Origin of the sequence: Pseudomonas sp. HY13-MNA-CIBAN-0226 (assembly GCF_040310305.1) — a bacterium.
Lineage (GTDB): Bacteria > Pseudomonadota > Gammaproteobacteria > Pseudomonadales > Pseudomonadaceae > Aquipseudomonas > Aquipseudomonas gregormendelii.
The window spans coordinates 82,933-108,929 of sequence record NZ_JBEOPS010000015.1; the positions used below are offsets into that span (position 1 = coordinate 82,933).

A 25,997-nucleotide genomic window follows, 5' to 3' on the forward strand; every position below is an offset into this window, starting at 1 on the left:
CCAAAGGGTGCCCGGCTTCTCGGTTTAACCGATCGTCATCAGGCTGGCGTTACCACCTGCCGCAGCGGTGTTGACGCTCAACGCCCGCTCGATTACCAGGCGCTCCAGGGCAATGCTGGTTTCGCCCTGGGACAACCCATGAACGCCGACAATCGCACCTGCACGCTTGGCCACCTGCTGGCAGACCGCACGCAGCTGGTCGGAATGGCCGTGATGCAGAACCGTATCAAACACCACCTCGTCCTTGCTCCAGTCGGAAACCAGTTTGATGCGAGCCTGTACGTCCTTCGGCAGACGTGCGAACACCGCCTTGGTCAATTCGGCTTCCGGCCACACGGCCGAACCACCGACTGCCAGCACAGCAGCCAGTTGAGTCAGCAGGTCGCCTTCGACTTCCGCCAGGCACAATACGTGTTCGCGCGGCAGGATGGCGTAGCTGTTGCGTTCGCCGGTCGGGCCCGCCAGAACACGGGTAATACCGCTCTGCGATTGCTTCGCGAACTGCACGCACAAGGTTGCCAGGTCGGCGAACTTGTTGCTGTCGGCCCAGGCTTTCAGGGCTGTCAGCGGCTTGCTCATGGCGTCACGCAGACGAACGTCCGGTGCTGCGAGAGCATCGCCCCGAGCGAAGGATTGTTCAATCGCGTCGGTAGGACGAGTCGACAGCAGGCGGTACAGGTACAGCGGACCACCGGCTTTCGGGCCAGTGCCCGACAGGCCTTCGCCGCCGAACGGTTGAACACCCACTACTGCGCCGACAATGTTGCGGTTGACGTAGACGTTACCGGCGTTGACGTTGTCGATCACTTTGGCGATGGTCTCGTCGATGCGCGTGTGCACGCCCAGGGTCAGGCCGTAGCCGGACGCATTGATCTGCCCGATCAACTGGTCGATGTCCTTGCGCTTGTAACGGACCACATGCAATACCGGGCCGAAGATCTCCCGTTGCAGCTCGTCGAAGCTTTCCAGCTCGATCAGGGTCGGCATCACGAAGGTGCCGCGTTTGACTTCTTCGCTGTTGGCGATCGCCACTTGGTAAACATTGCGCCCTTTGTCGCGCATGCCCTGGATGTGCTTCTCGATGCCAGCCTTGGCTTCGGCGTCGATCACCGGGCCGATGTCCACGGACAGGCGCTCCGGGTTACCAAGACGGCATTCCGCCATGGCGCCCTTGAGCATTTCGATCACGCGGTCGGCGGAGTCTTCCTGCAGGCACAGTACGCGCAGAGCAGAGCAACGTTGGCCGGCGCTGTCGAAGGCCGAGGAAACGACGTCTATGACCACCTGTTCGGTCAGTGCCGAGGAGTCGACGATCATCGCGTTCTGGCCGCCGGTTTCGGCGATCAGCGGGATCGGACGGCCCTGGGCATCCAGGCGACCCGCGACGTTGCGCTGCAGCAAGCGTGCGACTTCGGTGGAACCGGTGAACATCACGCCTTTGACCCGATCGTCGCCGACCAGGCGGGCACCCACGGTTTCGCCACGGCCTGGCAGCAACTGCAGAACGCCTTCAGGAATGCCGGCCTCCAACATCAGGCGCACGGCCTGGGCGGCCACCAGCGGAGTTTGCTCTGCAGGCTTGGCCAACACCGGGTTGCCGGCCGCCAGTGCTGCAGCGACCTGGCCGCTGAAGATCGCCAGCGGGAAGTTCCAGGGGCTGATGCAGACCACAGGACCCAGTGGGCGATGTGCGTCGTTGGTGAAATCGTTGCGCGCCTGTACCGCGTAGTAACGCAGGAAGTCCACGGCTTCACGCACTTCGGCGATGGCGTTGGCGAAAGTCTTGCCCGCTTCGCGGGCCAGCAGGCCCATCAGCGGCTGGATCTCGCCTTCCATCAAGTCGGCGGCACGTTCCAGAATGGCCGCACGTTCGGCGGGCGGGGTGGCCTGCCAGATCGGTGCGGCGTTCAGGGCGCACTGGATCGCGTTATCGACGTCTTCGACCGTCGCTTCCTGCACATGGCCGACCACGTCACGCAGATCCGAAGGGTTCAGGACAGGCGCAGGGGTTTCAGTGCTGGACGCGCAACCGAGCATCGGCGCGGCTTTCCAGTTGTTGTGAGCGGTGGCCAGCAGGGCACAGGACAGCGAGGCCAGGCGATGTTCGTTGGCCATGTCGATGCCGCTGGAGTTGGCGCGCTCGGCACCATACAGGTCACGCGGCAGCGGGATACGCGGGTGTGGCAGGCCGAAACCGCCTTCCAGCGTAGCCATCTGCTCGATGCTGGCTACCGGATCGGCCACCAGCTCCTGGATCGAGATGGACTGGTCGGCGATGCGGTTGACGAACGAGGTGTTCGCGCCGTTTTCCAGCAGGCGACGTACCAGGTACGCCAACAGTGTTTCGTGGGTGCCGACCGGTGCATACACACGGCACGGACGGTTCAGCTTGCCTTCGGAAACCTTGCCCACAACCTGCTCATACAGCGGTTCGCCCATGCCGTGCAGGCACTGGAATTCGTATTGACCCGGGTAATAGTTCTGCCCGGCGATGTGGTAAATGGCCGACAAGGTGTGGGCGTTGTGCGTGGCGAATTGCGGGTAGATGACTTCCGGCACCGACAGCAATTTGCGGGCGCAAGCGATGTAGGACACGTCGGTGTACACCTTGCGGGTGTAGACCGGGTAGCCTTCCAGGCCTTCGACCTGTGCGCGCTTGATTTCGCTGTCCCAGTACGCGCCTTTCACCAGGCGGATCATCAGGCGATGACGGCTGCGACGAGCCAGGTCGATCACGTAGTCGATCACGTAAGGGCAACGTTTCTGGTAAGCCTGGATCACGAAGCCGATGCCGTTCCAGCCGGTCAGTTGCGGCTCGAAGCACAGGCGCTCCAGCAGGTCCAGCGACAGCTCGAGGCGGTCGGCTTCTTCGGCATCGATGTTCAGGCCGATGTCGTACTGCTTGGCCAGCAAGGTCAGCGAAAGCAGGCGCGGGTACAGCTCTTCCATTACGCGCTCGTACTGTGCACGGCTGTAACGCGGGTGCAGTGCCGACAGCTTGATGGAGATGCCCGGACCTTCATAAATCCCACGACCGTGGGATGCTTTGCCGATCGAGTGGATGGCTTGTTCGTACGACGCCAGGTATTTCTGCGCGTCGTGCTCGGTGAGCGCGGCTTCACCGAGCATGTCGTAGGAGTAGCGGAAGCCCTTGGCTTCGAACTTGCTCGCATTGGCCAGGGCTTCAGCAATGGTTTCGCCGGTGACGAACTGCTCGCCCATCAGGCGCATGGCCATGTCGACGCCCTTGCGGATCATCGGCTCGCCGCTCTTGCCGATGATGCGGCTCAGGGACGAAGTCAGGCCGGCTTCATTATGGGTGGAGACCAGTTTGCCGGTCAGCAGCAAGCCCCAGGTGGCAGCGTTAACGAACAGCGAAGGGCTGTTGCCAAGGTGCGGGTGCCAGTTGCCAGTGCTGATCTTGTCGCGGATCAGTGCGTCGCGTGTGCCTTTGTCCGGGATACGCAGTAGCGCTTCGGCCAGGCACATCAGTGCCACGCCTTCCTGGGAAGACAGGGAAAATTCCTGCAGCAGGCCCTGGACAATCCCGGCCCGGCCGCCGGCGCTCTTCTGGTTGCGCAGTTTTTCCGCAATCGAGGCGGCGAGTTTGTTGGTGGCTTCGGCCATGCTCGCTGGCAGGCGAGCCTGCTCGATCAGCATCGGCACGACTTCTGGCTCAGGGCGGCGGTAGGCGGCAGTGATCGAGGCGCGCAGTACCGATTGCGGCAGGATGCTTTCAGCAAATTCCAGGAAGCACTGATGAGCATGATCCAGAGGCGCATCGACAGAGTCGTCGGAATCCTTGGTCAAGCCGTTCAGTTCGGTCAGGGTTGCACCACCCTCGAGTTTCTCCAGGTAATTGAAGATGGCCTGCTTGATCAGCCAGTGCGGCGTGCGATCAATCGAGGTCGCGGCAGCCTTCAGGCGATCGCGGGTCGGGTCGTCAAGTTTGACCCCAAGAGTGGTGGTAGCCATATTTTTATCCTCATGTTTGCCACAACTGCGTGGCATCAGCTGGCGGCAAGATTAGCCCTGCGCTGATCGAGGTGCAACCGGGTGCAACCCTTTTTTTGTCGGAATTACAGGCAGTTCGTCAGGAAATAAATTCCGGTACGAAGGTACTGCTCCTGCTTGGTGCTTTTACTTATAGCAATCGTTGAAAACCGCCCTAAAAGGGAGCAAGAAACGGCATTTGGCAAATAATTCCGACTAGGTGCAACTTATTCGCTAGAAACAGGTTGCACCTTATTTGCTTTGTTGAATAGCATTCGCGGCGAAGGTGCAACCGGCTCCAAAGTCAGGTGTGCCGGCTGATGGCTTTCCTGGGGAAACATCAGTCATAAATGCGCGGGATACACAATCGTCTGTCAAACGTCGTCGTTTGCGAGCGGTTAGCCAAAACCGCCGCTACATAAAAACAAAGCCAGGGCGTAACTTAATGAGCGTTAGCAATCCAACCCTGATCACGTTCGTGATCTACATCGCAGCAATGGTGCTGATCGGCTTAATGGCCTATCGCTCCACCAACAACCTTTCCGACTACATTCTGGGCGGTCGTAGCCTGGGCAGCGTGGTAACCGCATTGTCCGCCGGCGCCTCCGATATGAGCGGTTGGTTGCTGATGGGCCTGCCGGGCGCTATCTACATGTCCGGTCTCTCCGAAAGCTGGATCGCCATCGGGCTGATCATCGGTGCCTACCTGAACTGGCTGTTCGTCGCCGGCCGTCTGCGTGTGCAGACCGAGCACAACGGCGATGCGCTGACCCTGCCGGATTACTTCTCCAGCCGTTTTGAAGACAAAAGCGGCCTGCTGCGGATTATCTCGGCGGTTGTGATCCTGGTGTTCTTCACTATCTATTGCGCGTCCGGCATCGTGGCTGGCGCCCGTCTGTTCGAAAGCACCTTCGGCATGTCCTACGAGACTGCGCTGTGGGCCGGTGCTGCGGCGACTATTGCCTACACTTTCGTGGGTGGTTTCCTGGCAGTGAGCTGGACCGACACCGTGCAAGCCACGTTGATGATCTTTGCCCTGTTGCTGACGCCAATCATCGTGCTGCTGGCCACCGGCGGCGTCGACACCACGTTCCTGGCTATCGAAGCGCAAGATCCAAGCAACTTCGACATGCTGAAAAACACCACCTTCATCGGCATCATCTCGCTGATGGGCTGGGGCCTGGGCTACTTCGGCCAGCCGCACATCCTCGCGCGTTTCATGGCGGCGGATTCGGTCAAGTCGATCGCCAAGGCGCGTCGCATCTCCATGGCCTGGATGATCCTGTGCCTGGGTGGCACCGTGGCTGTCGGTTTCTTCGGCATTGCGTACTTCGCTGCGCACCCTGAAGTGGCCGGTCCCGTGACCGAAAACCCAGAGCGCGTGTTCATCGAGCTGGCGAAAATCCTCTTCAACCCATGGGTCGCCGGTGTACTGCTGTCGGCCATTCTCGCGGCTGTGATGAGCACCCTGAGCTGCCAGCTGCTGGTGTGCTCGAGCGCCCTGACCGAAGACTTCTACAAGACCTTCCTGCGTAAATCCGCTTCCCAGGTCGAGCTGGTCTGGGTCGGCCGCGCCATGGTGCTGCTGGTTGCCCTGATCGCCATCGCGATGGCCGCCAACCCGGAAAACCGCGTACTGGGCCTGGTGAGCTACGCCTGGGCAGGTTTTGGGGCTGCGTTCGGTCCGGTTGTGCTGATTTCCGTGATCTGGAAAGACATGACCCGCAACGGCGCGCTGGCCGGTATCCTGGTTGGCGCGATCACTGTGATCGTGTGGAAGCACTTCGAACTGCTGGGCCTGTACGAAATCATCCCGGGCTTTATCTTCGCCAGCCTGGCGATCTACATCGTCAGCAAGCTCGGCGCACCGACGGCAGGCATGCTGCAGCGCTTCGCCGCAGCCGAGGCAGATTTCCGCCTGAACAAGTAATGCGATGAGCTGATGCTCTGAGCCTTTGCCGAACACGAAAACGGCCCGCTTCCTCTGGAGGTGGGCCGTTTTTTTATGCCCCCGAGGCGCGAAGTGGTCGCGCTCAGCCCGCTCGGCCGCGAAGCCCTGACGTTACGCTCGGTACAGGGTAAACTTGCCGGCCTGCGCAGGAGCAATCATGAATTATCGTCACGCCTTCCATGCCGGCAATCACGCCGACGTGTTCAAACACCTGACCTTGACCCGCCTCATCGCCCTGATGTCGCGCAAGGAGCAGCCGTTTGCCTATCTCGATACCCACGCCGGTATCGGCCTGTATGACCTGCAGGGTGATCAGGCCAGCCGAACCGGCGAGTACCTTGAAGGCATTGCGCGTCTTTGGGATCAACCGGACTTGCCGGCATTGACCGCCGATTACATGAAGGTGTTGCATGACATGAACCCGGATGGCCAGTTGCGCTATTACCCGGGATCGCCGGAACTGGCGCGGCGTCTTACGCGACCGCAGGATCGGGTGATGCTCAACGAGAAGCACCCCGAGGATGGCCTGTTGCTTAAGGACAACATGGCCGGCGATCGACGGGTCAAAGTGCACCTGGGCGAGGGCTGGCATGTGCCTAGGGCGATGTTGCCGGTGCAGGAGAAGCGTGCGGTGATGTTGATCGACCCGCCGTTCGAGCAGCTGGATGAGATGCAGCGCTGTGCGGCGTCGCTGAAAGAGGCTATCGGCCGAATGCGCCAGACGGTGGCGGCGATCTGGTATCCGGTCAAGGACCAGCGCATGTTGCGGCGCTTCTATCAAGACCTTGCAGGCACCGGCGCGCCGAAGTTGTTACGGGTAGAGTTGCTGGTGCATCCACTGGATACGCCGAACAGCTTGAACGGCTCCGGGCTGGCGATTGCCAATCCGCCGTGGGGGCTTGAGGAGGAGTTGCGCGAGTTACTGCCGTGGTTGTCGCAAAAGCTTGGGCAGACCCAGGGCGGGTGGCAGATGGATTGGTTGATCGCCGAATAATAGCGGCGATCAAACACCCGTGTAGGAGCGAGCTTGCTCGCGAGAAGCCAGTGAGCACTGCGGGGTATCAGGTTTCCCGCGTTATCGTTGACGACCATCGCCAGCAAGCTGGCTCCTGCAGGGGGAAGCGGTGTCCGATCAGATCGGGCAAGTCACGCCAGTGCCGCCGATCCCGCAATACCCTTCAGGGTTTTTCGCCAGGTACTGCTGGTGATACGCCTCGGCGAAATAGACCGTCGGTGCTTCTTCGATTTCGGTGGTAATGGTGCCTTTACCGGCTTTGGTCAGCTCAGCCTGGAACACTTTTGCGCTGGCCTTGGCCGCTTCCAGTTGAGTCGGGTTGGTCGCATAGATCACCGAGCGATACTGCGTGCCGATGTCGTTGCCCTGGCGCATGCCTTGAGTCGGGTTGTGCAGCTCCCAGAACATTTTCAGCAGCGCTTCGTAGCTGACCTTCGCCGGCTCGTAGACCACCAAAACCACTTCGCTGTGGCCAGTCAGGCCTGAGCAGACCTCTTCGTACGTCGGATTGGGTGTGAAGCCGCCGGCGTAACCGACCACCGTACTGACCACGCCTTCGCGCTGCCAGAATTTGCGTTCCGCACCCCAGAAGCAGCCCAGGCCGAAGATCGCGAAATCCACGTCGGTGACGAACGGGCCCAGCAGCGGCGCGTCGTGGACGAAATGTTTCTCCGGCAGGGACATAGGGGTTTCGCGGCCAGGCAGAGCTTGTTCTTTAGTTGGGAGCACGTTTTTATTCACCAGTATTTCCGAGCGCAGAACCATGATCAGTCCTCTCAGTCAGGTTGGATGTAAATAGGTAGACCACCAGTGTGCCCAATGATGCCCGTTAACGCACTACCCCTGTAGGAGTGAGCCTGCTCGCAGTACGGTACGTCAATGACGTGGATGCTGGCTGACACGACGCTATCGCCAGCAGGCTGGCTCCCGCATGGGCGTCTCAGGCAATCGGGCCGCGCGGATAGCGTTTGAGCTTCTCGATCAGCTCGCTGCCCGGGATTGGCCGGTCGAACAGGTAGCCCTGGCCGACGTCGCAGCGGTGGCGGCGCAGGAAGGCCAGCTGCTCGGCGGTCTCTATGCCTTCGGCTACTACTTTGAGCTTCAGGTTGTGGGCCATGGCGATCACTGCGGAGGTGATTTCCATGTCGTCCTGGTTGTCCGGGATTTCGTGGATGAAGCTTCGATCGATCTTGATAATATCGATCGGGAATTTTTTCAGGTAGCTGAGCGACGAATAGCCGGTGCCGAAGTCATCCATGGCCAGGGTCAGGCCCAGGCGCTTGAGCTGGTCGAGTTGCAAGTGCGTGTCTTCGGTCGCTTCGAGCAGCAGGCCTTCCGTCAGTTCCAGCTCCAGCAGGTTGGGCGGTAGCGCTTCTTCCTTGAGGATATTGGCGATGGATGCCACCAGGTCCGGGTCGGAGAACTGTTTGGGCGACAGGTTGATCGCCACCTGCAAATTACCCAGGCCGGCGGCAGTCAGGTCTTTGCTCATGCGGCAGGCCTGGCGTGCGATCCATTTGCCGATCGGGATGATCAGGCCGGTTTCCTCGGCGACGCTGATGAACTGGTCGGGGCGGATCATGCCCTTGTCTGGATGGTTCCAGCGCAGCAGCGCTTCCATGCCCAGCAGGCGCCCACTGCGCAGGCACAGCTTGGGCTGGTAGAACACGTCCAGTTCATTCTGGGTCAGGGCGCGACGCAGGTTGTTCTCGACGAACAGTTTGTAGCTGGCCTCGGCATTCAATGCCTCGGTGAACACCTGAACCTGATGCTTGCCGTTGGCCTTGGCCTTGTGCAGCGCCAGGCCAGCGTTGCGCATCAGCGTCTGCGGGTCGCGGCCATGCAGTGGCGCGCACGCCAGGCCCACGGAGCCGGTGACGCTGATCAGCTGGTTGTCGACGAACATTGGCTTGTCGAGCGTCGCCAGCAGCTGGTTGGCGACCTGTTGGCCGGTGCAGAGGTCGGTGTTGTCCAGCAACACGGCGAATTCGTTGCTGGCAAAGCGCGCCAGGCTGCCGCTGGGGCTCAGGCTGTTGCGCAGGCGGCGGGCGAGGCTGATCAGCAGCTTGTCGCCGGTCTGGTGGCCGAGGCTGTCGTTGATCCGCTTGAAGTTGTCGATGTCCACCAGCAGCAGGCTGATGGGCGTATCGGTATCCCGGGCGAAGCGTTCGTCGAGGTTGCGGATGAAGGCGGGTCGATTGCCCAGGTTGGTCAGGTTGTCGGTGTAGGCGAGACGTTCGATTCGCTGCTGGGCGAGTTTGCTCTGGGTGATGTCTTCGTAAATGCCAATGTAATGCGTCAGCTCGCGGTTGTCGCCGTACACCTTGGAGATCGACAACTGGCCCCAGTAGGGTTCGAGGTTCTTGCGTCGGCTTTTGAATTCGCCCTGCCAGCTGTTGCTCTTGGCCAGCGCTGAAGTCGCGTCAAACAGCAATTCACTGAGGTTTTCCAGGGCCGGCAGTTGGGACAGTTGCTGGCCGTGAACCTCCTCGGTGCTGTACTGGGTGATCGCGGTAAAGCTGGGGTTGACGTACTCCACGATGCCATCGCAATTGACCAGCAGAAAGGCGTTCGCGCTCTGCTCGACTGCCCGCTGGAACAGGTGCAGGGCACTGGTGGCGGTGCGGCGGTTGTGATTGCTGATCACTTGGGCAAACTGGTCCGCCAGCTCGCCGGCAAAAGCTATTTCGTCCGACTGCCAGGCGCGGGCGGTGGCATTCTGCTCTAGGCATAGCACCCCGACCACTTGGCCGTCGACCCGAACGCTGGCATCGAGCATGGCGATGACATCCCGTGGTTGCAGGCATTCGACCAGCTCGCGGGTGCGCGGGTCGCGCATGACATTGTGGGCGTCGATGGCGCGGCCGGTGTGCAGGGCTTCCAGATAGTCAGGGAAACCACTGACATCGATCGGGTCTGGCAGTTGATGCTTCTGGCTCGCGCGGTGATAGGCCGAGATCGGTACCAGCATCGCCCCCTCAAGGTTCCACAGGCTAGCGCAATCGACCTCGTACATATCACAGGCGCTGCGGGTGATCAGCTCGGCGGCTTCCAGCAGGGAGTTGATGCTGGTGTAGCGCTGACGCGTCAGCAGAAGGATCAAGTCTTGCTGCGCACGCACTCGTTCCAGGTGCATCAGCTGTTCCTGCTGGGTGCGCTGGTTGAGTTCAAGGGCGATTTGCAGGCGCGAGTTCTGGGTTTCCAGGTCCAATGCGGCCAGTAGAGGGTTGCCTTCGAACAGTTCGTCCACCACCAGCAGGTAGCCGCGCAACAGCTGTCGGTTGTGCTGTTTGAATGCTTCGCCCAGCTCCAGCAGCTTCAAGGCGCCGGCGGGGGTGTGCAGGGTATAGCGGATCAGGTAACTGGAGGCTTCGGTGAGCTGCTGCTGAATCGCATCATGCAGCTGATGGCGCGCTTGCGGCTCCATCAGGCTGGCATAGGGCGAACTGATCAGGGAGCAGAGCTCAACCGCCGCCAGGCCAAATTGTCGTTCGCAGTTGGGGTCGAGAAACAGCATCGCCCAGCTGGCTTCATTCAGCCGCTCGAAACGCAGCATGCCGAGCCGCGAGGGCACAGGCAATTGCGTCACTACCTCGGCCGCCATACGGCTGGCGGCATCGGGTTGGCTTTTCATGAAGGGAGACTCGCTGCGAAAGTACTGGTCGCGCCGGGCTCGCGCCCTCTTTTCTGTTGCGTGTCGCAAGGTTGCATCATTGCGACACCGACTGACAAGAGAGATGGAGGCCAAGTGCTATAAGAATATGTCGGCAGGGATTGGGAATTCTGCAGTTGCGGGTCGAAAGTATTATTTTGGCCCTAAAGAATCGCAGCACCCAGGGCTGCGATCCGGGGGGCAGCGCAACGGAATATCGATTCTCTGCAACAGGTTGCCTGTTCTGCCCTGCTGCAGGAATTCGGTTAAAACATTCAGGCAAAAAAAGCCCCGCCAAATTGGCGGGGTTGAGGTACGAGCGTGGCGCTCGGAAAACGCGAAACGCAACTGGCCCTCCCGGGAGGGAGGGCCAGTTGGTGTTACAGCAGGATGGTGCGGATATCGGCCAGCAGGTCGCTCAGGCGCTTGGTGAAGCGTGCAGCAGCGGCGCCGTTGATCACACGGTGATCGTAGGACAGCGACAGTGGCAGCATCAGTTTCGGCTGGAAGGCTTTGCCATCCCAGACCGGCTGGATGGTTGCCTTCGAGACACCGAGGATCGCCACTTCCGGCGCGTTGACGATCGGCGTGAAGCCGGTACCGCCAATGTGCCCGAGGCTGGAAATGGTGAAGCAGGCACCTTGCATGTCGTCAGCGGTGAGCTTCTTGTCGCGGGCTTTGGCAGCCAGCGCAGCCGCTTCAGCGGCAAGCTGCAGCAGGCTCTTCTGGTCAACGTTCTTGATGACCGGTACCAGCAGGCCTTCAGGGGTGTCGACCGCGAAGCCGATGTTCACGTACTTCTTGCGGATGATTGCCTTGCCGCTTGGCGCCAGCGAGCTGTTGAAGTCCGGCAGCTCCTTGAGCAGATGCGCGCAGGATTTGAGCAGCAGCGGCAGGATGGTCAGCTTGACGCCGGCTTTCTCTGCAACGGCTTTCTGGGCGATACGGAACGCTTCCAGGTCGGTGATATCAGCCGAATCGAACTGAGTCACGTGCGGGATGTTCAGCCAGCTGCGGTGCAGGCTGGAAGCGCCGATCTGCATCAGGCGAGTCATCGGCACTTCTTCGGTTTCACCGAAGCGGCTGAAGTCCACGACCGGAATCGGTGGAATGCCCGCGCCACCGGTTGCGCCGCCAGCAGCGGCCGGTGCTTCCTTGGCCTTCTGCATCATGGCTTTGACGTAAACCTGAACGTCTTCTTTCAGGATGCGACCGTGTGGACCGCTGGCGCCGACCGCGTTCAGCTCGACACCGAATTCACGGGCCAGTTGGCGAACAGCCGGGCCTGCGTGAACCTTGGCGCCCGGCTTGGCCGGGGCAGCAGCCGGTGCGGCAGGCGCAGTGGCAGCCGGAGCAGCGTCAGCCTTGGCGGCCGCAGGTGCAGGAGCCGGTGCGGCAGCGGCGGTTGCCGGGGCAGCAGCAGGCGCAGCGCCTTTGACCTTGAGCTTGAGGATCAGGTCGCCGGTACCAACCTCGTCATCCAGCTTGATGGAAATGCTTTCCACCACTCCGGCGGCAGGCGATGGGATTTCCATGCTTGCCTTGTCGGATTCCAGGGTGATCAGCGACTGGTCGGCGGTGACGGTGTCGCCGGCCTTGACCAGTACTTCGATGATCTTGGCTTTGCCCGACGAACCAATGTCCGGCACATGAATGTCCTGGACACTGTCGGCAACCGGTGCGGCCGGGGCAGCAGCAGGTGCAGCAGCGGCGGCAGGCGCAGCAGCCTGGGCCGGAGCGGCAGCAGCAGGCGCCGCAGCACCTGCCACTTCCAGATCCAGGATCAGGTCGCCGGTGCCCACTTCGTCATTGAGCTTGACGCTGATGCTCTTGACCACGCCAGCGGCAGGCGAAGGGATTTCCATGCTCGCCTTGTCGGACTCCAGGGTGATCAGCGACTGATCAGCCTCGACGGTGTCGCCGACTTTGACCTGGATCTCGATGATCTGGGCCTTGCCCGACGAACCGATGTCCGGCACATGCACTTGCTGTACGGAGGCAGCAGCAGGCGCCGCAGCAGGAGCGGCTGCAGCAGGAGCTGCCGCCGGTTTCTCTTCAGCCTTGGCCGCCGGCGCTGCGGCAGCCGCAGGTGCCGCAGCAGCGTCACCCTCGACTTCCAGCTCAAGCAGTTCGTCGCCTTCTTTCAGGCGGTCGCCCAGCTTCACCTTGAGGCTTTTGACGATGCCGGTCTTGGGAGCAGGAACTTCCATGCTCGCCTTGTCCGACTCAAGCGTCAGGATGCTCTGTTCGGCTTCGATACGGTCGCCGACCTTCACAAATAGTTCGATTACTTCACCTTCACCGCTGCCGATGTCAGGTACGCGAATGAGTTCGCTCACAGAGTGTCTCCTCAGCAGTCCAGTGGGTTGCGTTTTTCCGGGTTGATGCCGAACTTGGCGATGGCTTCAGCCACCACTTTAGGTTCGATATCACCACGGTCAGCCAATGCTTCCAGGGCTGCCAACACCACGAATTGACGATCGACTTCGAAGAAGTGACGCAGCTTCTTGCGGCTGTCACTGCGGCCGAAACCGTCGGTGCCCAGGACTTTGAATTCCTTGGACGGGACCCATTGGCGGATTTGCTCAGCGAACAGCTTCATGTAGTCGGTAGAGGCGATGACCGGACCTTTACGGCCGTTCAGGCATTCCTCGACGTAGCTCAGTTGCGGCTTCTGGCCCGGGTGCAGGCGGTTGCTGCGCTCTACGGCCAGACCATCGCGACGCAGTTCGTTGAAGCTGGTAACGCTCCAGACGTCAGCGCCGATGTTGAACTCTTCACGCAGGATCTTCGCTGCTTCACGGACTTCACGCAGGATGGTGCCGGAGCCCATCAGCTGAACGTGGTGCGCCGCTTCGCGGGTATCTTCTTCGAGCAGGTACATGCCCTTGATGATGCCTTCCTCGACACCAGCCGGCATGGCTGGTTGCTGGTAGGACTCGTTCATCACGGTGATGTAGTAGAAAACGTCCTGCTGCTCTTCGGTCATCTTCTTCATGCCGTCCTGGATGATCACCGCCAGCTCGTAGCCGTAGGTTGGATCAAAGGTGCGGCAGTTCGGGATGGTGGCAGCCAGGATGTGGCTGTGACCGTCTTCGTGTTGCAGGCCTTCGCCGTTCAGCGTGGTCCGCCCGGCGGTGCCGCCGATCAGGAAGCCACGGGTACGGCTGTCGCCTGCAGCCCAGGCCAGGTCGCCGATACGCTGGAAGCCGAACATCGAGTAGAAGATGTAGAACGGCAACATTGGCTGGTTGTGGCTGGAGTACGAAGTACCGGCAGCGATGAAGGAGCTCATGGCGCCCGCTTCGTTGATGCCTTCTTCGAGGATCTGGCCCTTCTTGTCTTCCTTGTAGAACATCACCTGGTCTTTATCGACTGGCTCGTAGAGCTGGCCGACGGAGGAGTAGATGCCCAATTGGCGGAACATGCCTTCCATACCGAAGGTACGGGCTTCGTCCGGGATGATCGGAACGATGCGCGGGCCGATTTCCTTGTCCTTGACCAGTTGCGCGAGGATCCGCACGAAGGCCATGGTGGTGGAGATTTCACGGTCGCCCGAGCCGTCGAGGATGGCCTTGAGGGTGCTGAGGTCCGGCGTCGGTACGCCGAAGCTCTGTGCGCGGCGCTGTGGCACGAAACCGCCCAGTGCAGTGCGACGCTCGCTGAGGTAGCGGGCTTCGGCGCTGTTCGGCTCTGGTTTGAAGAACGGCAGGTTTTCCAGTTCTTCGTCCTTGACCGGGATGTCGAAGCGGTCGCGGAACAACTTCAGGCTGTCGACATCGACTTTCTTGGTGTTGTGCGCAGTGTTCTTCGCTTCGCCAGCACCTGTGCCGTAACCCTTGATGGTCTTGGCCAGGATGACGGTAGGCTGTTCTTTGTGGTTGACCGCTTCGTGGTACGCCGCGTAGACCTTGTACGGATCGTGGCCGCCACGGTTGAGTTTCCAGATCTCGTCGTCGGACAGATCAGCAACCATCGCCTTGAGTTCTGGCGAGTTGAAGAAGTGTTCACGTACGAACGCGCCGTCTTTGGCTTTGTAGTTCTGGTACTCGCCGTCGATGACTTCGTCCATGCGACGTTGCAGGATACCGTCGACGTCCTTGGCCAGCAGCGGGTCCCAGAAACGGCCCCAAATGACTTTGGTCACGTTCCACTGGGCACCACGGAACACGCCTTCGAGTTCCTGGATGATCTTGCCGTTGCCGCGAACCGGGCCGTCGAGGCGCTGCAGGTTGCAGTTGATAACGAAGATCAGGTTGTCGAGCTTCTCGCGGCCAGCCAGCGAGATCGCGCCCAGGGATTCCGGCTCGTCGCACTCGCCGTCGCCCAGGAAGCACCAGACTTTCTGCTTGCCTTCCGGAATAAAGCCACGAGCTTCTAGGTACTTCATGAAGCGCGCCTGGTAGATCGCCTGGATCGGGCCCAGACCCATGGATACAGTCGGGAACTGCCAGAAATCAGGCATCAGCCAAGGGTGCGGGTAGGACGACAGGCCCTGGCCGTCCACTTCCTGGCGGAAATTGTTCATCTGGTCTTCGGTGATGCGGCCTTCCATGAACGCACGGGCGTAAACGCCTGGCGAGGTGTGGCCCTGGAAGTAGATCAGGTCGCCGCCGTGTTCGTCGGTCGGGGCCTGGAAAAAGTAGTTGAAGCCGATGTCGTACAGAGTCGCACTGGAAGCGAAGCTGGAGATGTGTCCGCCCAGGTCCGAATCTTTCAAATTCGTACGCATTACCATTGCCATCGCGTTCCAGCGTACCAACGAGCGAATGCGGCGTTCCATGAACAGGTCGCCAGGCATGCGTGCTTCGTGGGTGACGGGAATTGTGTTGCGGTATGGCGTGGTGATGGCGTAAGGCAACTGCGAACCGCTGCGGGTTGCAAGTTCGCCCATACGGGTCATCAGATAGTGGGCACGGTCTTCGCCTTCTTTGTCGAGAACCGATTCCAGGGCGTCCAGCCATTCCTGGGTTTCGACGGGATCGAGGTCTTGCATGGCTTGCTCCAGGGCGGAAAGGCTTCCAGAATCGGTTGCCTGAGTTTGCGACTGGCCTTGTGGGCAGACGATATAAATTCTTGGATTGCCGAGAGGTAGGTTCCGGCGGCGTGTAGTTTTACTACAAATCATCGAGCATTTCAGCATTCCGCATGTATATACGAGTAGTAAAACTACAGATGAGCGGCTTGTGGCCTCTGGCTGCGTTGTGAGAATAATCGTTAAGGTTGGTCTTTTGCCAACCGAAAAAGGTGAAAGCTTGATGATCGCTGCCAACATTAAAACAATTTTAGCTATTTCTAACCTTTGTTCGACAGTCGATCAGGTAGTGCCTTTTCGAAAATCACTACATGCAGCCCGTTCCACGCCGATCAAGGATAGACCATGAGCCTCCCTTCGCTTGCTGAACTGCCCGCCATTCTCCTGCCATTGGTCACCCGTGCCGAGCAGTCGTTCCGTGCTGGCGTCGAGGCGCTGGAGGATGATCATGGTCTGTCGGCATGGCCTCCCGAGCGATGGGCACAATTTGCCCGGGTGAGCGCCGCCAGCGACTTTGTGATTGAACAGTCGGTGCGTGACCCGTCGATGCTGCTGGAGCTGGTGCGGTCCGGGGAGCTGGACCGTAACTTTGCCCCGGGTGAGTTGTGCGCGCAGATTGCCGCAGCGGTGAACCAGGCCGAGACCGACGACGAACTCGGGCGAGCCTTGCGCCGCCAGCGCACCCGGCATCAGGTACGAATCATCTGGCGTGACCTGACGCGCCAGGCCGATCTGGTGCAGACCTGTCGCGATCTTTCGGACATGGCCGACGCCAGCATCGACCAGGCTTATCAATGGCTGTACGCACGCCATTGCCAGCAGTTCGGCGTGCCCACGGGGCGGCGCAGTGGCGAGCCGCAGCAGATGGTCATCCTTGGCATGGGAAAGCTCGGTGCGGTGGAGCTGAACCTGTCTTCGGACATCGACCTGATCTTCGCCTATCCCGAGGGCGGCGAAACAGTGGGCGTCAAACGCTCGCTGGATAACCAGGAGTTCTTCATTCGGTTGGGTCAGCGCCTGATCAAGGCGCTGGACCCGATGACGGTCGACGGTTTTGTCTTCCGCGTCGACATGCGCCTGCGGCCATACGGTTCGGCGGGTGCATTGGTGCTGAGCTTCAACGCGCTGGAGCAGTATTACCAGGATCAGGGCCGCGACTGGGAGCGCTACGCCATGATCAAGTCGCGGGTGGTGGCGGGTGATCAAGTCGCCGGTGCGCAACTGCAGGAGATGCTGCGCCCGTTCGTCTACCGGCGTTACCTGGACTTTTCGGCTATCGAAGCGCTGCGCACGATGAAGCAGCTGATCCAGCAGGAAGTGCGGCGCAAGGGCATGGCTGACAATATCAAGCTCGGCTCCGGTGGGATCCGTGAAGTGGAGTTTATCGCCCAGGCCTTCCAGCTGATCCACGGCGGCCGGGACTTGAGCCTGCAGCAGCGTCCCCTGTTGAAGGTGCTGAGCACTCTTGAAGGCCAGGGCTACCTGCCGCCGGCCGTGGTCAGCGAACTGCGTGAAGGTTACGAGTTCCTGCGTTACACCGAACATGCGATACAGGCGATTGCCGACCGCCAGACCCAGATGTTGCCCGATGGCGCGCAGGATCAGGCGCGTATTGCCTTTATGCTGGGTTTTGCAGACTGGCCCGCGTTCCATGAACAACTGATGTACTGGCGCAATCGGGTGGCCTGGCACTTCGGCCAGGTCATTGCCGACCCGGACGAAGAGGAAGGCACCGAAAGCGAAGTGGTGGTCGGCGGGGAATGGTTGCCGCTGTGGGAGGAAGCCCAGGATGAAGAGGCCGCCTGTCGGCAGCTGGAGGAGGGCGGGTTTGCTGATGCGACCAAGGCCCTGAAGGCACTCGCCAGTTTGCGCGGCAGCCCGCAGTTGCGTGCCATGCAGCGTCTCGGTCGGGAGCGGCTTGATGCCTTTATTCCACGGTTGCTGGCCCAGGCGGTGGAGCATGCCAACCCGGACCTGGTCCTGGAGCGGGTGCTGCCCTTGGTGGAGGCTGTCGCCCGTCGTTCGGCCTACCTGGTGTTGTTGACCGAAAACCCCGGGGCGCTGCGTCGGCTGTTGACTTTGTGTGCCGCGAGCCCGTGGATTGCCGAGCAGATCACGCGGTTTCCGCTGCTGCTCGACGAGCTGCTCAATGAAGGTCGCTTGTTCAAACCACCCCTGGCGCCAGAGCTGGCGGCGGAATTGCGCGAGCGCCTGACGCGCATTCCCGAGGACGATCTTGAGCAGCAGATGGAAGCCCTGCGGCATTTCAAGCTGGCTCACCGGTTGCGGGTGGCTGCATCGGAAATTGCCGGCAGCCTGCCGCTGATGAAGGTCAGCGACTACCTGACCTGGCTGGCCGAGGCCATTCTGGAGCAAGTGCTGGCCCTGGCCTGGCGGCAGACGGTGGCCAAATATGGCACTCCGCTGCGCACCGACGGTACCTTGTGCGATCCCGGGTTCATCATTGTCGGTTATGGCAAAGTCGGCGGGCTGGAACTCGGGCATGGTTCGGACCTGGACCTGGTGTTTATTCATGACGGCGACCCGCAGGCGGAAACCGACGGGGCGAAATCCATCGATGGCGCGCAATTTTTCACCCGGCTGGGGCAGCGCATCATTCACTTGCTTACGACCCAGACCAACTCCGGCCAGCTCTATGAAGTGGATATGCGCCTGCGACCGTCCGGTGCCTCGGGGTTGCTGGTGAGTTCGCTTGGCGCGTTTTCGCGCTATCAGGAAAACGAAGCCTGGACCTGGGAACACCAGGCATTGGTGCGGGCGCGGGTGCTGGTAGGTAGCCAGGACGTCGGTCAGGCATTTGAGAAGGTGCGAGCCACGGTGCTGGGCAGGGCCAGGGACTTGCCAACCTTGCGCCAGGAGGTCAGCGAGATGCGTGCGAAGATGCGCGATAATCTTGGCAGCAAGAGTACGGCGGCCGGCACGGCGGCAAATGCCTTCGAGGCCACGGCGCCGTTCGATCTCAAGCAGGACGCCGGAGGTATCGTCGATATTGAATTTATGGTGCAATACGCGGCCCTGGCGTGGTCGCAGACGCACCCGTCATTGCTACGCTGGACCGACAACATCCGTATTCTGGAAGGGCTGGAAGAGGAAGGCTTGATGCCTGCCGCAGATGCCAGCCTGTTGCGCGAGGCCTATAAAGCCTACCGCTCCGCCGCCCACCGGCAGGCTTTGCAGAAGGATGCAGGAGTAATACCGGGCGATCAGTTCGTGGACGAACGACGGCAGGTATCGCGGATCTGGCGTGAGCTGGGGCTAAGCTGATTCACGAGGCGGGGAGGCGTAGGCCTCCCCGGTTCGTTTTTGGAAACCACATGAAAATTCTGATCGTTGGGCCCAGTTGGGTCGGTGACATGGTGATGGCGCAGACACTCTTTCAGTGTCTCAAGCAACGCCACCCGCAATGCGAAATCGACGTCCTGGCCCCCGAGTGGAGCCGGCCGATCCTGGAGCGCATGCCCGAAGTCCGTCGGGCCTTGAGCTTTCCGCTCGGCCACGGCGCCTTGGAATTGGCTACACGGCGGCGCATCGGAAAATCCCTGGCTGGCCAGTACGACCAGGCGATCCTGCTGCCCAACTCGTTGAAGTCGGCGCTGGTGCCGTTCTTTGCCGGCATCGCGAAACGCACCGGCTGGCGCGGCGAATTTCGCTACGGCTTGCTCAATGACGTACGCACGCTGGATAAGGAACGTTATCCGCTGATGATCGAGCGGTTCATGGCCCTGGCCTTCGAGCCTGGCGTCGAGCTGCCAAAACCTTATCCACGCCCGACGCTGCAGATCGACCCGGTGTCCCGGGAAGCGGCGCTGGCCAAGTTCGGCCTGACCCTGGACCGTCCGGTGCTGGCGCTGTGCCCGGGTGCCGAGTTCGGCGAATCCAAGCGCTGGCCGTCCGAGCATTACGCCCAGGTTGCCGAAGCCAGGATTCGCGAGGGTTGGCAGGTGTGGCTGTTCGGTTCGAAAAACGATCACTCCGTTGGCGAGGACATCCGCGCCCGGCTGATCCCGGGCTTGCGTGAAGAGTCGGTGAACCTCAGCGGCGGGACGTCCCTGGCCGAGGCCATCGATTTGCTGTCCTGTGCCGACTCGGTGGTGTCCAACGATTCCGGCTTGATGCACGTGGCCGCTGCGTTGAACCGACCGCTGGTGGCCGTGTATGGCTCCACCTCGCCAGGGTTCACACCACCCCTGGCCGAGCACGTCGAAATTGTCCGCCTGGGCATCGAATGCAGCCCCTGCTTTGACCGTACGTGCCGTTTCGGTCATTACAACTGCCTGCGCCAGCTTATGCCGCAAGCGGTGAACGAAGCCTTGCAGCGGTTGCAGGGCACTGTAGTCGAGGTCAAATAATTTGCGGGTCCTGTTGATCAAGACGTCTTCGCTCGGTGACGTGATCCATGCGTTGCCGGCGCTGACGGACGCGGCCCGGGCGATTCCCGGCATTCAATTCGACTGGGTGGTGGAAGAGGGCTTCGCGGAGATCCCGACCTGGCATCCGGCGGTGGGCAAGGTGATTCCGGTCGCGATTCGTCGCTGGCGCAAAAACATCTGGCAGACCATCAGGAGCGGCGAGTGGAAGCGCTTCAAGCAAAGCATTCGCGCGACAAAATATGATCTGGTGATCGATGCCCAGGGCCTGTTGAAAAGTGCCTTGCTGACTCGTTATGTCAAGGCGCCGGTGGCAGGCCTCGATAAAGGTTCGGCACGAGAGCCGATCGCGGCACGTTTCTATGATCGGCGCCTGGCAGTTGCCCGCGGCCAGCATGCCGTGGAGCGAGTACGCCAATTGTTCGCCATCGCCCTGGGCTACGACTTGCCCAAGGGCCTGGGCGACTATGGCCTGAACGTCGAACGTCTGGTCGAGCTGCCGCGCAAGAATCCCTACGTTTTGTTCCTGCACGGCACCACCTGGGACACCAAGCACTGGCCCGAGGCCTATTGGCGAGAGCTGGCCGAGCGCGTTGGCTACCTGGGCGTCGGCGTGAAGCTGGCTTGGGGCAACCCGGCCGAAAAAGCGCGCGCCGAGCGCATCGCCAAGGACATGCGCCACGTTGAAGTCCTGCCCAAGCTGAACCTGGCGGGCGTTGGCAAAGTGTTGGCCGGGGCGCAGGCCTGTGTGGCGGTGGATACCGGTCTTGGCCATCTGGCAGCAGCACTGGACGTCCCGACATTGTCTCTGTTCGGCCCGACCAACCCGGGCCTGACTGGCGCTTACGGAAAGTCGCAGATTCACATCGCCAGCGACTTCCCCTGCGCACCCTGCCTGCAAAAGAAATGCACCTATCAACCGACGGCCGAAGATGCCAGCCGGTTTGACCTGAAACGCGAGTGGCCGCTGTGCTTCACGCGTTTGAATCCCGAGCGTGTCGCGATCCGACTGAGCACGTTGTTACTGGCTGAGGAGCTGCGCTGATGCAATTGGCATTCGTCTTGTACAAATATTTTCCATTCGGGGGCCTGCAGCGCGACTTCATGCGCATCGCCCTCGAATGCCAGCAGCGTGGCCACCAGATCCGCGTCTATACGCTGATCTGGGAAGGCGATATTCCGCCGGGCTTTGAGGTGCTGGTAGCACCGGTCAAGGCGTTCTTCAATCATCGTCGCAACGAAAAACTCAGCGAGTGGATGGCCGCGGATCTGGCCAGGCGTCCTGTGGATCGTCTGATCGGCTTCAACAAGATGCCCGGCCTGGACGTCTACTACGCCGCCGATGGTTGCTTTGAAGACAAGGCGCAGAACCTGCGCAACTCGCTCTACCGTCGCTGGGGTCGCTACCGCCACTTCGCCGAGTACGAGCGCGCCGTGTTCGCCAAGGACGCCAAGACCGAAGTCCTGATGATTTCCGAAGTCCAGCAACCGCTGTTCATCAAGCATTATGGCACCCCGCTGGAGCGCTTTCATCTGCTGCCGCCGGGCATTTCCCAGGATCGTCGCGCACCGGCAAATGCTGCCGAGATCCGGGCTGAATTCCGCCGTGAGTTCAACTTGCAGGACGATGAGCTGCTGTTGGTGCAGATCGGCTCCGGGTTCAAGACCAAGGGCGTCGATCGTAGCCTCAAGGCGCTGGCCGGACTGCCTGTCGATCTGAAAAAACGTACCCGGCTGTTTGTAATTGGCCAGGACGACCCCAAGATATTCCAGATGCAGAGTGCGACATTGGGCCTCGGCGATAACGTGACCTTCCTCAAGGGGCGCAGCGATATTCCGCGGTTCCTGCTGGGTGCTGACCTGTTGATCCACCCGGCCTATAACGAAAATACCGGGACCGTTCTGCTTGAAGCCCTGGTCGCTGGCCTGCCGGTGCTGGTGAGCGCGGTCTGCGGTTACGCCCATTACATCGCCGAGGCGGACGCAGGGCGGGTGCTGGACGAACCTTTCGATCAGGCGCAACTGACCCACTACCTGGCCGACATGCTGAACGACGCTCAGGCGCGTGCGGCCTGGAGTCGCAACGGTCTGGCCTTCGCCGACACGGCCGACCTCTACAGCATGCCGCAGCACGCGGCCGACGTGATTCTGGCGGAGCAGGCGAAATGAAATTGATGTTGGCTGAACCGTTCAAGAGCCTTTGGGCTGGACGCGACCCGTTTACCGAAGTCGAGCGCCTCGAGGGCGAGGTTTATCGCGAGCTTGAGGCACGCCGCACCTTGCGCACTGAAGTGGACGGCCACGGTTTTTTCGTGAAAATCCACCGTGGCATTGGCTGGGGCGAGATCTTCAAGAACCTGCTCACCGCCAAGCTGCCGGTGCTCGGCGCCGGCCAGGAGTGGAAGGCCATCCAGCGCCTCAAGGAAGTGGGGGTGCCGAGCATGACGGCGGTGGCTTACGGGGAAAAAGGCAGCAACCCGGCCGACCAGCACTCGTTCATTGTCACCGAAGAGCTGGCGCCTACCGTCAGCCTCGAAGACTACAGTATCGATTGGGTCAAGAACCCACCGGAACCGACACTCAAGCGGGCGCTGATCGCCGAAGTGGCGCGCATGACCGGCATGATGCACCGCGCCGGCGTCAACCACCGCGACTGCTACATTTGCCATTTCCTGCTGCACACCGACAAGCCGGTAAAGGCTGACGATTTCAAGCTTTCGGTGATCGATCTGCACCGGGCCCAGACCCGCCCGGCAATCACTCAGCGCTGGCGCAACAAGGACCTGGCCGCGCTGTACTTTTCGGCGCTGGACATTGGCCTGACCCGTCGCGACAAGTTGCGCTTCCTCAAAGGTTACTTCCAGCAGCCGCTGCGGCAGGTCCTGGGCCAGGAAGCAACCTTGCTCGCCTGGCTCGAAGGCAAGGCGAACAAACTCTACGATCGTAAACAGCGGTACGGAGATGCGCTCTGATGTCGGGTTGGAAGCTGGAGCCTGCGTACAGCGAGCTGGCAGAAGATTTCGGAACTCTTGATGCAGTGTTTGCGCTTCAGGGCGAGCGCCTGACCCGCGATCCGCTGTCCGAAGTCATCCGCGTCGAACGCAACGGCGTCAATTACTACGTCAAGCGTTACGTTGGCGCCGGCAAGGGCCTGCGTCGTTACCTGGGCAAACCACGGGTCAAGGCCGAATGGCAGAACCTTAAACGGTTCGCCAAATGGGGTATTCCCACCGCCGAAGTCGTGGCGTGGGGCCTGGAGCGGCGGGGGGCAGCCTATGATCGAGGTGCAATGATCACCCGGGAACTGCCGCGCACCGAAGACTTGTCGGCACTGGCCGAGCGCCATGATCCGAAACTCCATGACCGTGCCTGGGTCGATGTTGTGAGCCGGCAGTTGGCCGGCTATACCCGGACCATGCACGACCATCGGTTCACCCACAACGACCTGAAGTGGCGAAACCTGTTGATTGACGATCAGGCCCGGCTGTTCCTGATCGATTGCCCGAACGGCGACTTCTGGCGCGGCTTTTGGCTCAAGTATCGAATCACCAAAGACCTGGCGTGCCTGGACAAGGTCGCCAAGTACCAGCTGTCGGCCACTCAGCGCCTGCGGTTCTACTTGCAGTACCGCCAACGTGATCGCCTGAATGAGGCGGACAAGAAGCGCATTCGTCACGTTGTCAGATTTTTCGAGGGTCGCGAATGACTGATTATCTCGCTGCTGAGGACCGCGCTTTACTTGAACGCCATGGTCTGGGCACCTTCGAAGCGCTGTGGGCCAGGCAGCTGGAAGCGGTGGACGAACCGAACACCGCACGCGGTGGCTGGAGCAGCGTGTTTCGCCTGGACCTGGAAGGTCATGGCTACTACCTCAAGCGGCAGTGCAATTACCAAATGCGTACGTTGCATGCGCCTTTTGGCGAACCGAGTTTCGCCCGGGAGTTTCGCAATATCAGTCGCTATGAAAGCCTGGGCATTCCGGCGTTGAAAGCGGCGTTCTTTGGTGAGCGCAAGGTCAAGGGCGAAGTGCGGGCGATTCTGCTGACTCGTGCGCTGGATGGTTGGGATGACCTCGACTCGCTGTTGCAGCGCTGGTCGCAACTCGGCGAGGTGGAACATTCGGCGATCATTACAGCCTGTGGTCAACTGGCTCGGCGCCTGCACGGTGCACGCCAGGTTCACGGCTGTTTTTATCCCAAGCACATTTTCCTGCAAGCCACCGCCAGCGGCTATCAAGCCCAGCTGATTGACCTGGAAAAGACCCGGCCATTGCTGCTGGGGCAGCGCGACCGGGTGAAGGATCTCGAGCCTCTGCTGCGTCGTGCGCCGCAGTGGAACGACGCACAAGTGCGTGAGTTGCTGGCGGTTTACCTGGATCAGCCAGTGGCCAGTTCACTGATCGACAGCTGGCTGCAGCGCCTGGGTGCGCGGCGCGGTTACAAGGAGGCGCGCTGATGCGTTTGTCCGAACTGAAGCATGCAGGGCGTAACCCGGGCCTGCCATTGAGCATTTCACTGGCCGATGCCGCCGGTCCTGCCAACTTGCAGTTGCTGAGCTTGCTGCGCGTGCTGCCTGGGCAGCGATACGTCGGTGCTGGCGTTTGGCGCGGCCGTCCCGTGCTGGCCAAGTTACTGGTCGGCGCTAAAGCGTCGCGGCACTTCCAGCGCGAACTCAATGGCGTGCGCTTGCTCGCCGATCAAGGCTTGACCACCCCGTTGCTGCTGGCCGATGGCTTGAAGGAAGGCGAGGGCGGCTGGCTGCTGTTCGATTTTCTCGAGGGCGCCGAGAGCCTGGGCGATGCGTGGAAGCAGGTCGAGAGTTTGCCAATGCTCGCGGACGAGCAGTCGGCCGTCCTGGCAGCTGCGCTGGGGGCGATCGGCCAGATGCACCGCAAAGGCTTGTGGCAGGAAGATCTGCACCTGGACAACCTGTTGCGCCAGCGCGGCCGTCTGTATTTGATTGATGGCGCGGGAATCTGCGCCGAAACGCCGGGGCAGCCACTGTCGCGGCAGAAAGTACTGGAAAATCTCGGGGTTTTTTTCGCCCAACTGCCCAAATCCCTCGAGCCTTTCACCGAAGAGCTCCTGGTGTATTACCTGTTGAGCAATGGCGAGCATGCCTTACCCATGGAGGCATTGCAGAAGCAGATCAACAAGGTTCGCGCCTGGCGCCTCAAGGACTTCCTGATCAAGGTTGGGCGCGAGTGCACGCTCTTCAGCGTCCAGTGCGGGGCGTTTGCCTTGAGGGCTATTCGGCGCGAGGAAGAGGCGGCGATGCTGCTAGTGCTGGAGCAGGCGGACGAGTTACTTGATCGAGGCCATCTGTACAAGACCGGTGGCGCGGCGAGTGTAGGAAAAGTGCAGGTAGAAGGTAGGACGCTGGTTATCAAGCGCTACAACATCAAGGGGTTCGCCCATTGGTTGAAGCGTTTCTGGCGCCCAAGTCGTGCCTGGCATTCGTGGCGCGAAGGCAATCGCCTGGCCTTCCTGGGCATTGCTACGCCCAAGCCGCTGGCCTTGCTGGAGAAGCGTTTTTTCTGGCTGCGCAGTCGGGCGTATCTGGTCACCGAGTACCTTCCAGGTCCGGATATCATCGAACGTTTTGCCCCCTATGTAGATAGCGGGGACGCCCCCGAGGCCGAGCTGCTGGCGCTGGATCATCTGTTCGCCGAACTGATCAGCGAGCGCATCAGTCATGGCGATTTCAAAGGCCATAACCTGTTCTGGCATCATGATCGCTGGGCATTGATCGACCTGGACTCCATGTGCCAGCACGGCTCGCCAGGCAGCTTCGCCCCGGCCTATGCGCGGGATCGGGCGCGATTCATGCGCAATTGGCCAGAGAGCAGCGCCCTCTACCAAATCATCGATCAGCGTTTGCCCAAAGACATCTCCCGCGTCTGATAGGGCGCGAAGATCGAAGCCTGCGGCAGCTCCTACGGGGATTGTGCCGGTCTCGCCTTC

The 25,997-nt window shown here is 60.9% G+C and carries 15 protein-coding genes; 10 read left to right on the plus strand and 5 right to left on the minus strand.

Annotation, left to right across the window (positions count from 1 at the left end; genetic code table 11):
* Window positions 1-24: 24 nt before the first annotated feature.
* Entirely contained in the window at window positions 25-3,975 is a 3,951-nt protein-coding gene (gene putA / locus AAEZ05_RS17615) for a trifunctional transcriptional regulator/proline dehydrogenase/L-glutamate gamma-semialdehyde dehydrogenase (protein ID WP_350648270.1), read from the minus strand.
* A gap of 463 nt (window positions 3,976-4,438) precedes the next feature.
* Here putA and putP point away from each other — a divergent pair, with 463 nt between their 5' ends.
* Window positions 4,439-5,923, plus strand: a complete 1,485-nt coding sequence (gene putP, locus AAEZ05_RS17620; RefSeq protein WP_045061898.1) for a sodium/proline symporter PutP — start codon at window positions 4,439-4,441, stop codon at window positions 5,921-5,923.
* Between the two features lie 178 nt (window positions 5,924-6,101).
* A complete protein-coding gene (locus AAEZ05_RS17625; RefSeq protein WP_045061897.1) occupies window positions 6,102-6,938 on the plus strand; it encodes a 23S rRNA (adenine(2030)-N(6))-methyltransferase RlmJ in 837 nt (278 codons plus the stop codon).
* A gap of 138 nt (window positions 6,939-7,076) precedes the next feature.
* Here the strand turns inward: AAEZ05_RS17625 and msrA are convergent, their stop codons facing one another.
* The 4 genes from msrA to aceE form a co-directional block, all read right to left on the minus strand.
* Window positions 7,077-7,724 (minus strand): peptide-methionine (S)-S-oxide reductase MsrA, encoded by a 648-nt coding sequence (msrA, locus tag AAEZ05_RS17630; protein ID WP_045061896.1) that lies wholly within the window; start codon window positions 7,722-7,724, stop codon window positions 7,077-7,079.
* 175 nt (window positions 7,725-7,899) lie between these two features.
* A complete protein-coding gene (locus tag AAEZ05_RS17635) occupies window positions 7,900-10,593 on the minus strand; it encodes a sensor domain-containing phosphodiesterase (RefSeq protein WP_045061895.1) in 2,694 nt (897 codons plus the stop codon).
* 398 nt (window positions 10,594-10,991) lie between these two features.
* Window positions 10,992-12,950 carry a dihydrolipoyllysine-residue acetyltransferase gene (aceF, locus tag AAEZ05_RS17640; RefSeq protein ID WP_045061894.1) on the minus strand — a complete coding sequence of 653 codons (1,959 nt, stop codon included), beginning with the start codon at window positions 12,948-12,950 and terminating at the stop codon, window positions 10,992-10,994.
* An 11-nt stretch (window positions 12,951-12,961) separates the two neighbouring features.
* Window positions 12,962-15,607: a pyruvate dehydrogenase (acetyl-transferring), homodimeric type gene (aceE, locus tag AAEZ05_RS17645; protein WP_205892031.1), complete on the minus strand. Its 2,646-nt coding sequence runs from the start codon at window positions 15,605-15,607 to the stop codon at window positions 12,962-12,964.
* Window positions 15,608-15,991: 384 nt separating this feature from the next.
* Between aceE and glnE the strand changes: the two genes are divergently transcribed.
* Genes glnE through AAEZ05_RS17685 form a run of 8 tightly spaced genes read left to right on the plus strand, consistent with a single transcriptional unit; the run spans window position 15,992 to window position 25,937 of the window.
* Window positions 15,992-18,931: a bifunctional [glutamate--ammonia ligase]-adenylyl-L-tyrosine phosphorylase/[glutamate--ammonia-ligase] adenylyltransferase gene (gene glnE, locus AAEZ05_RS17650; RefSeq protein WP_350648273.1), complete on the plus strand. Its 2,940-nt coding sequence runs from the start codon at window positions 15,992-15,994 to the stop codon at window positions 18,929-18,931.
* A gap of 50 nt (window positions 18,932-18,981) precedes the next feature.
* Window positions 18,982-20,016: a lipopolysaccharide heptosyltransferase II gene (waaF, locus tag AAEZ05_RS17655; RefSeq protein ID WP_350648275.1), complete on the plus strand. Its 1,035-nt coding sequence runs from the start codon at window positions 18,982-18,984 to the stop codon at window positions 20,014-20,016.
* 1 nt (window position 20,017) lies between these two features.
* Entirely contained in the window at window positions 20,018-21,079 is a 1,062-nt protein-coding gene (gene waaC, locus AAEZ05_RS17660; protein ID WP_045061890.1) for a lipopolysaccharide heptosyltransferase I, read from the plus strand.
* Complete coding sequence (locus AAEZ05_RS17665; protein WP_350648278.1) at window positions 21,079-22,203, plus strand: glycosyltransferase family 4 protein; 1,125 nt, start codon at window positions 21,079-21,081, stop codon at window positions 22,201-22,203. Before waaC ends, AAEZ05_RS17665 begins: the two co-directional genes overlap by 1 nt.
* Window positions 22,200-23,006, plus strand: a complete 807-nt coding sequence (rfaP, locus tag AAEZ05_RS17670; protein WP_205892028.1) for a lipopolysaccharide core heptose(I) kinase RfaP — start codon at window positions 22,200-22,202, stop codon at window positions 23,004-23,006. Before AAEZ05_RS17665 ends, rfaP begins: the two co-directional genes overlap by 4 nt.
* A complete protein-coding gene (locus tag AAEZ05_RS17675) occupies window positions 23,006-23,740 on the plus strand; it encodes a lipopolysaccharide kinase InaA family protein (protein WP_045061887.1) in 735 nt (244 codons plus the stop codon). The genes rfaP and AAEZ05_RS17675 overlap by 1 nt, the downstream gene beginning before the upstream one ends.
* Window positions 23,737-24,489 carry a lipopolysaccharide kinase InaA family protein gene (locus AAEZ05_RS17680; RefSeq protein ID WP_045061886.1) on the plus strand — a complete coding sequence of 251 codons (753 nt, stop codon included), beginning with the start codon at window positions 23,737-23,739 and terminating at the stop codon, window positions 24,487-24,489. Before AAEZ05_RS17675 ends, AAEZ05_RS17680 begins: the two co-directional genes overlap by 4 nt.
* Window positions 24,489-25,937, plus strand: a complete 1,449-nt coding sequence (locus tag AAEZ05_RS17685) for a lipopolysaccharide kinase InaA family protein (protein ID WP_350648280.1) — start codon at window positions 24,489-24,491, stop codon at window positions 25,935-25,937. Before AAEZ05_RS17680 ends, AAEZ05_RS17685 begins: the two co-directional genes overlap by 1 nt.
* Window positions 25,938-25,997: the final 60 nt, after the last annotated feature.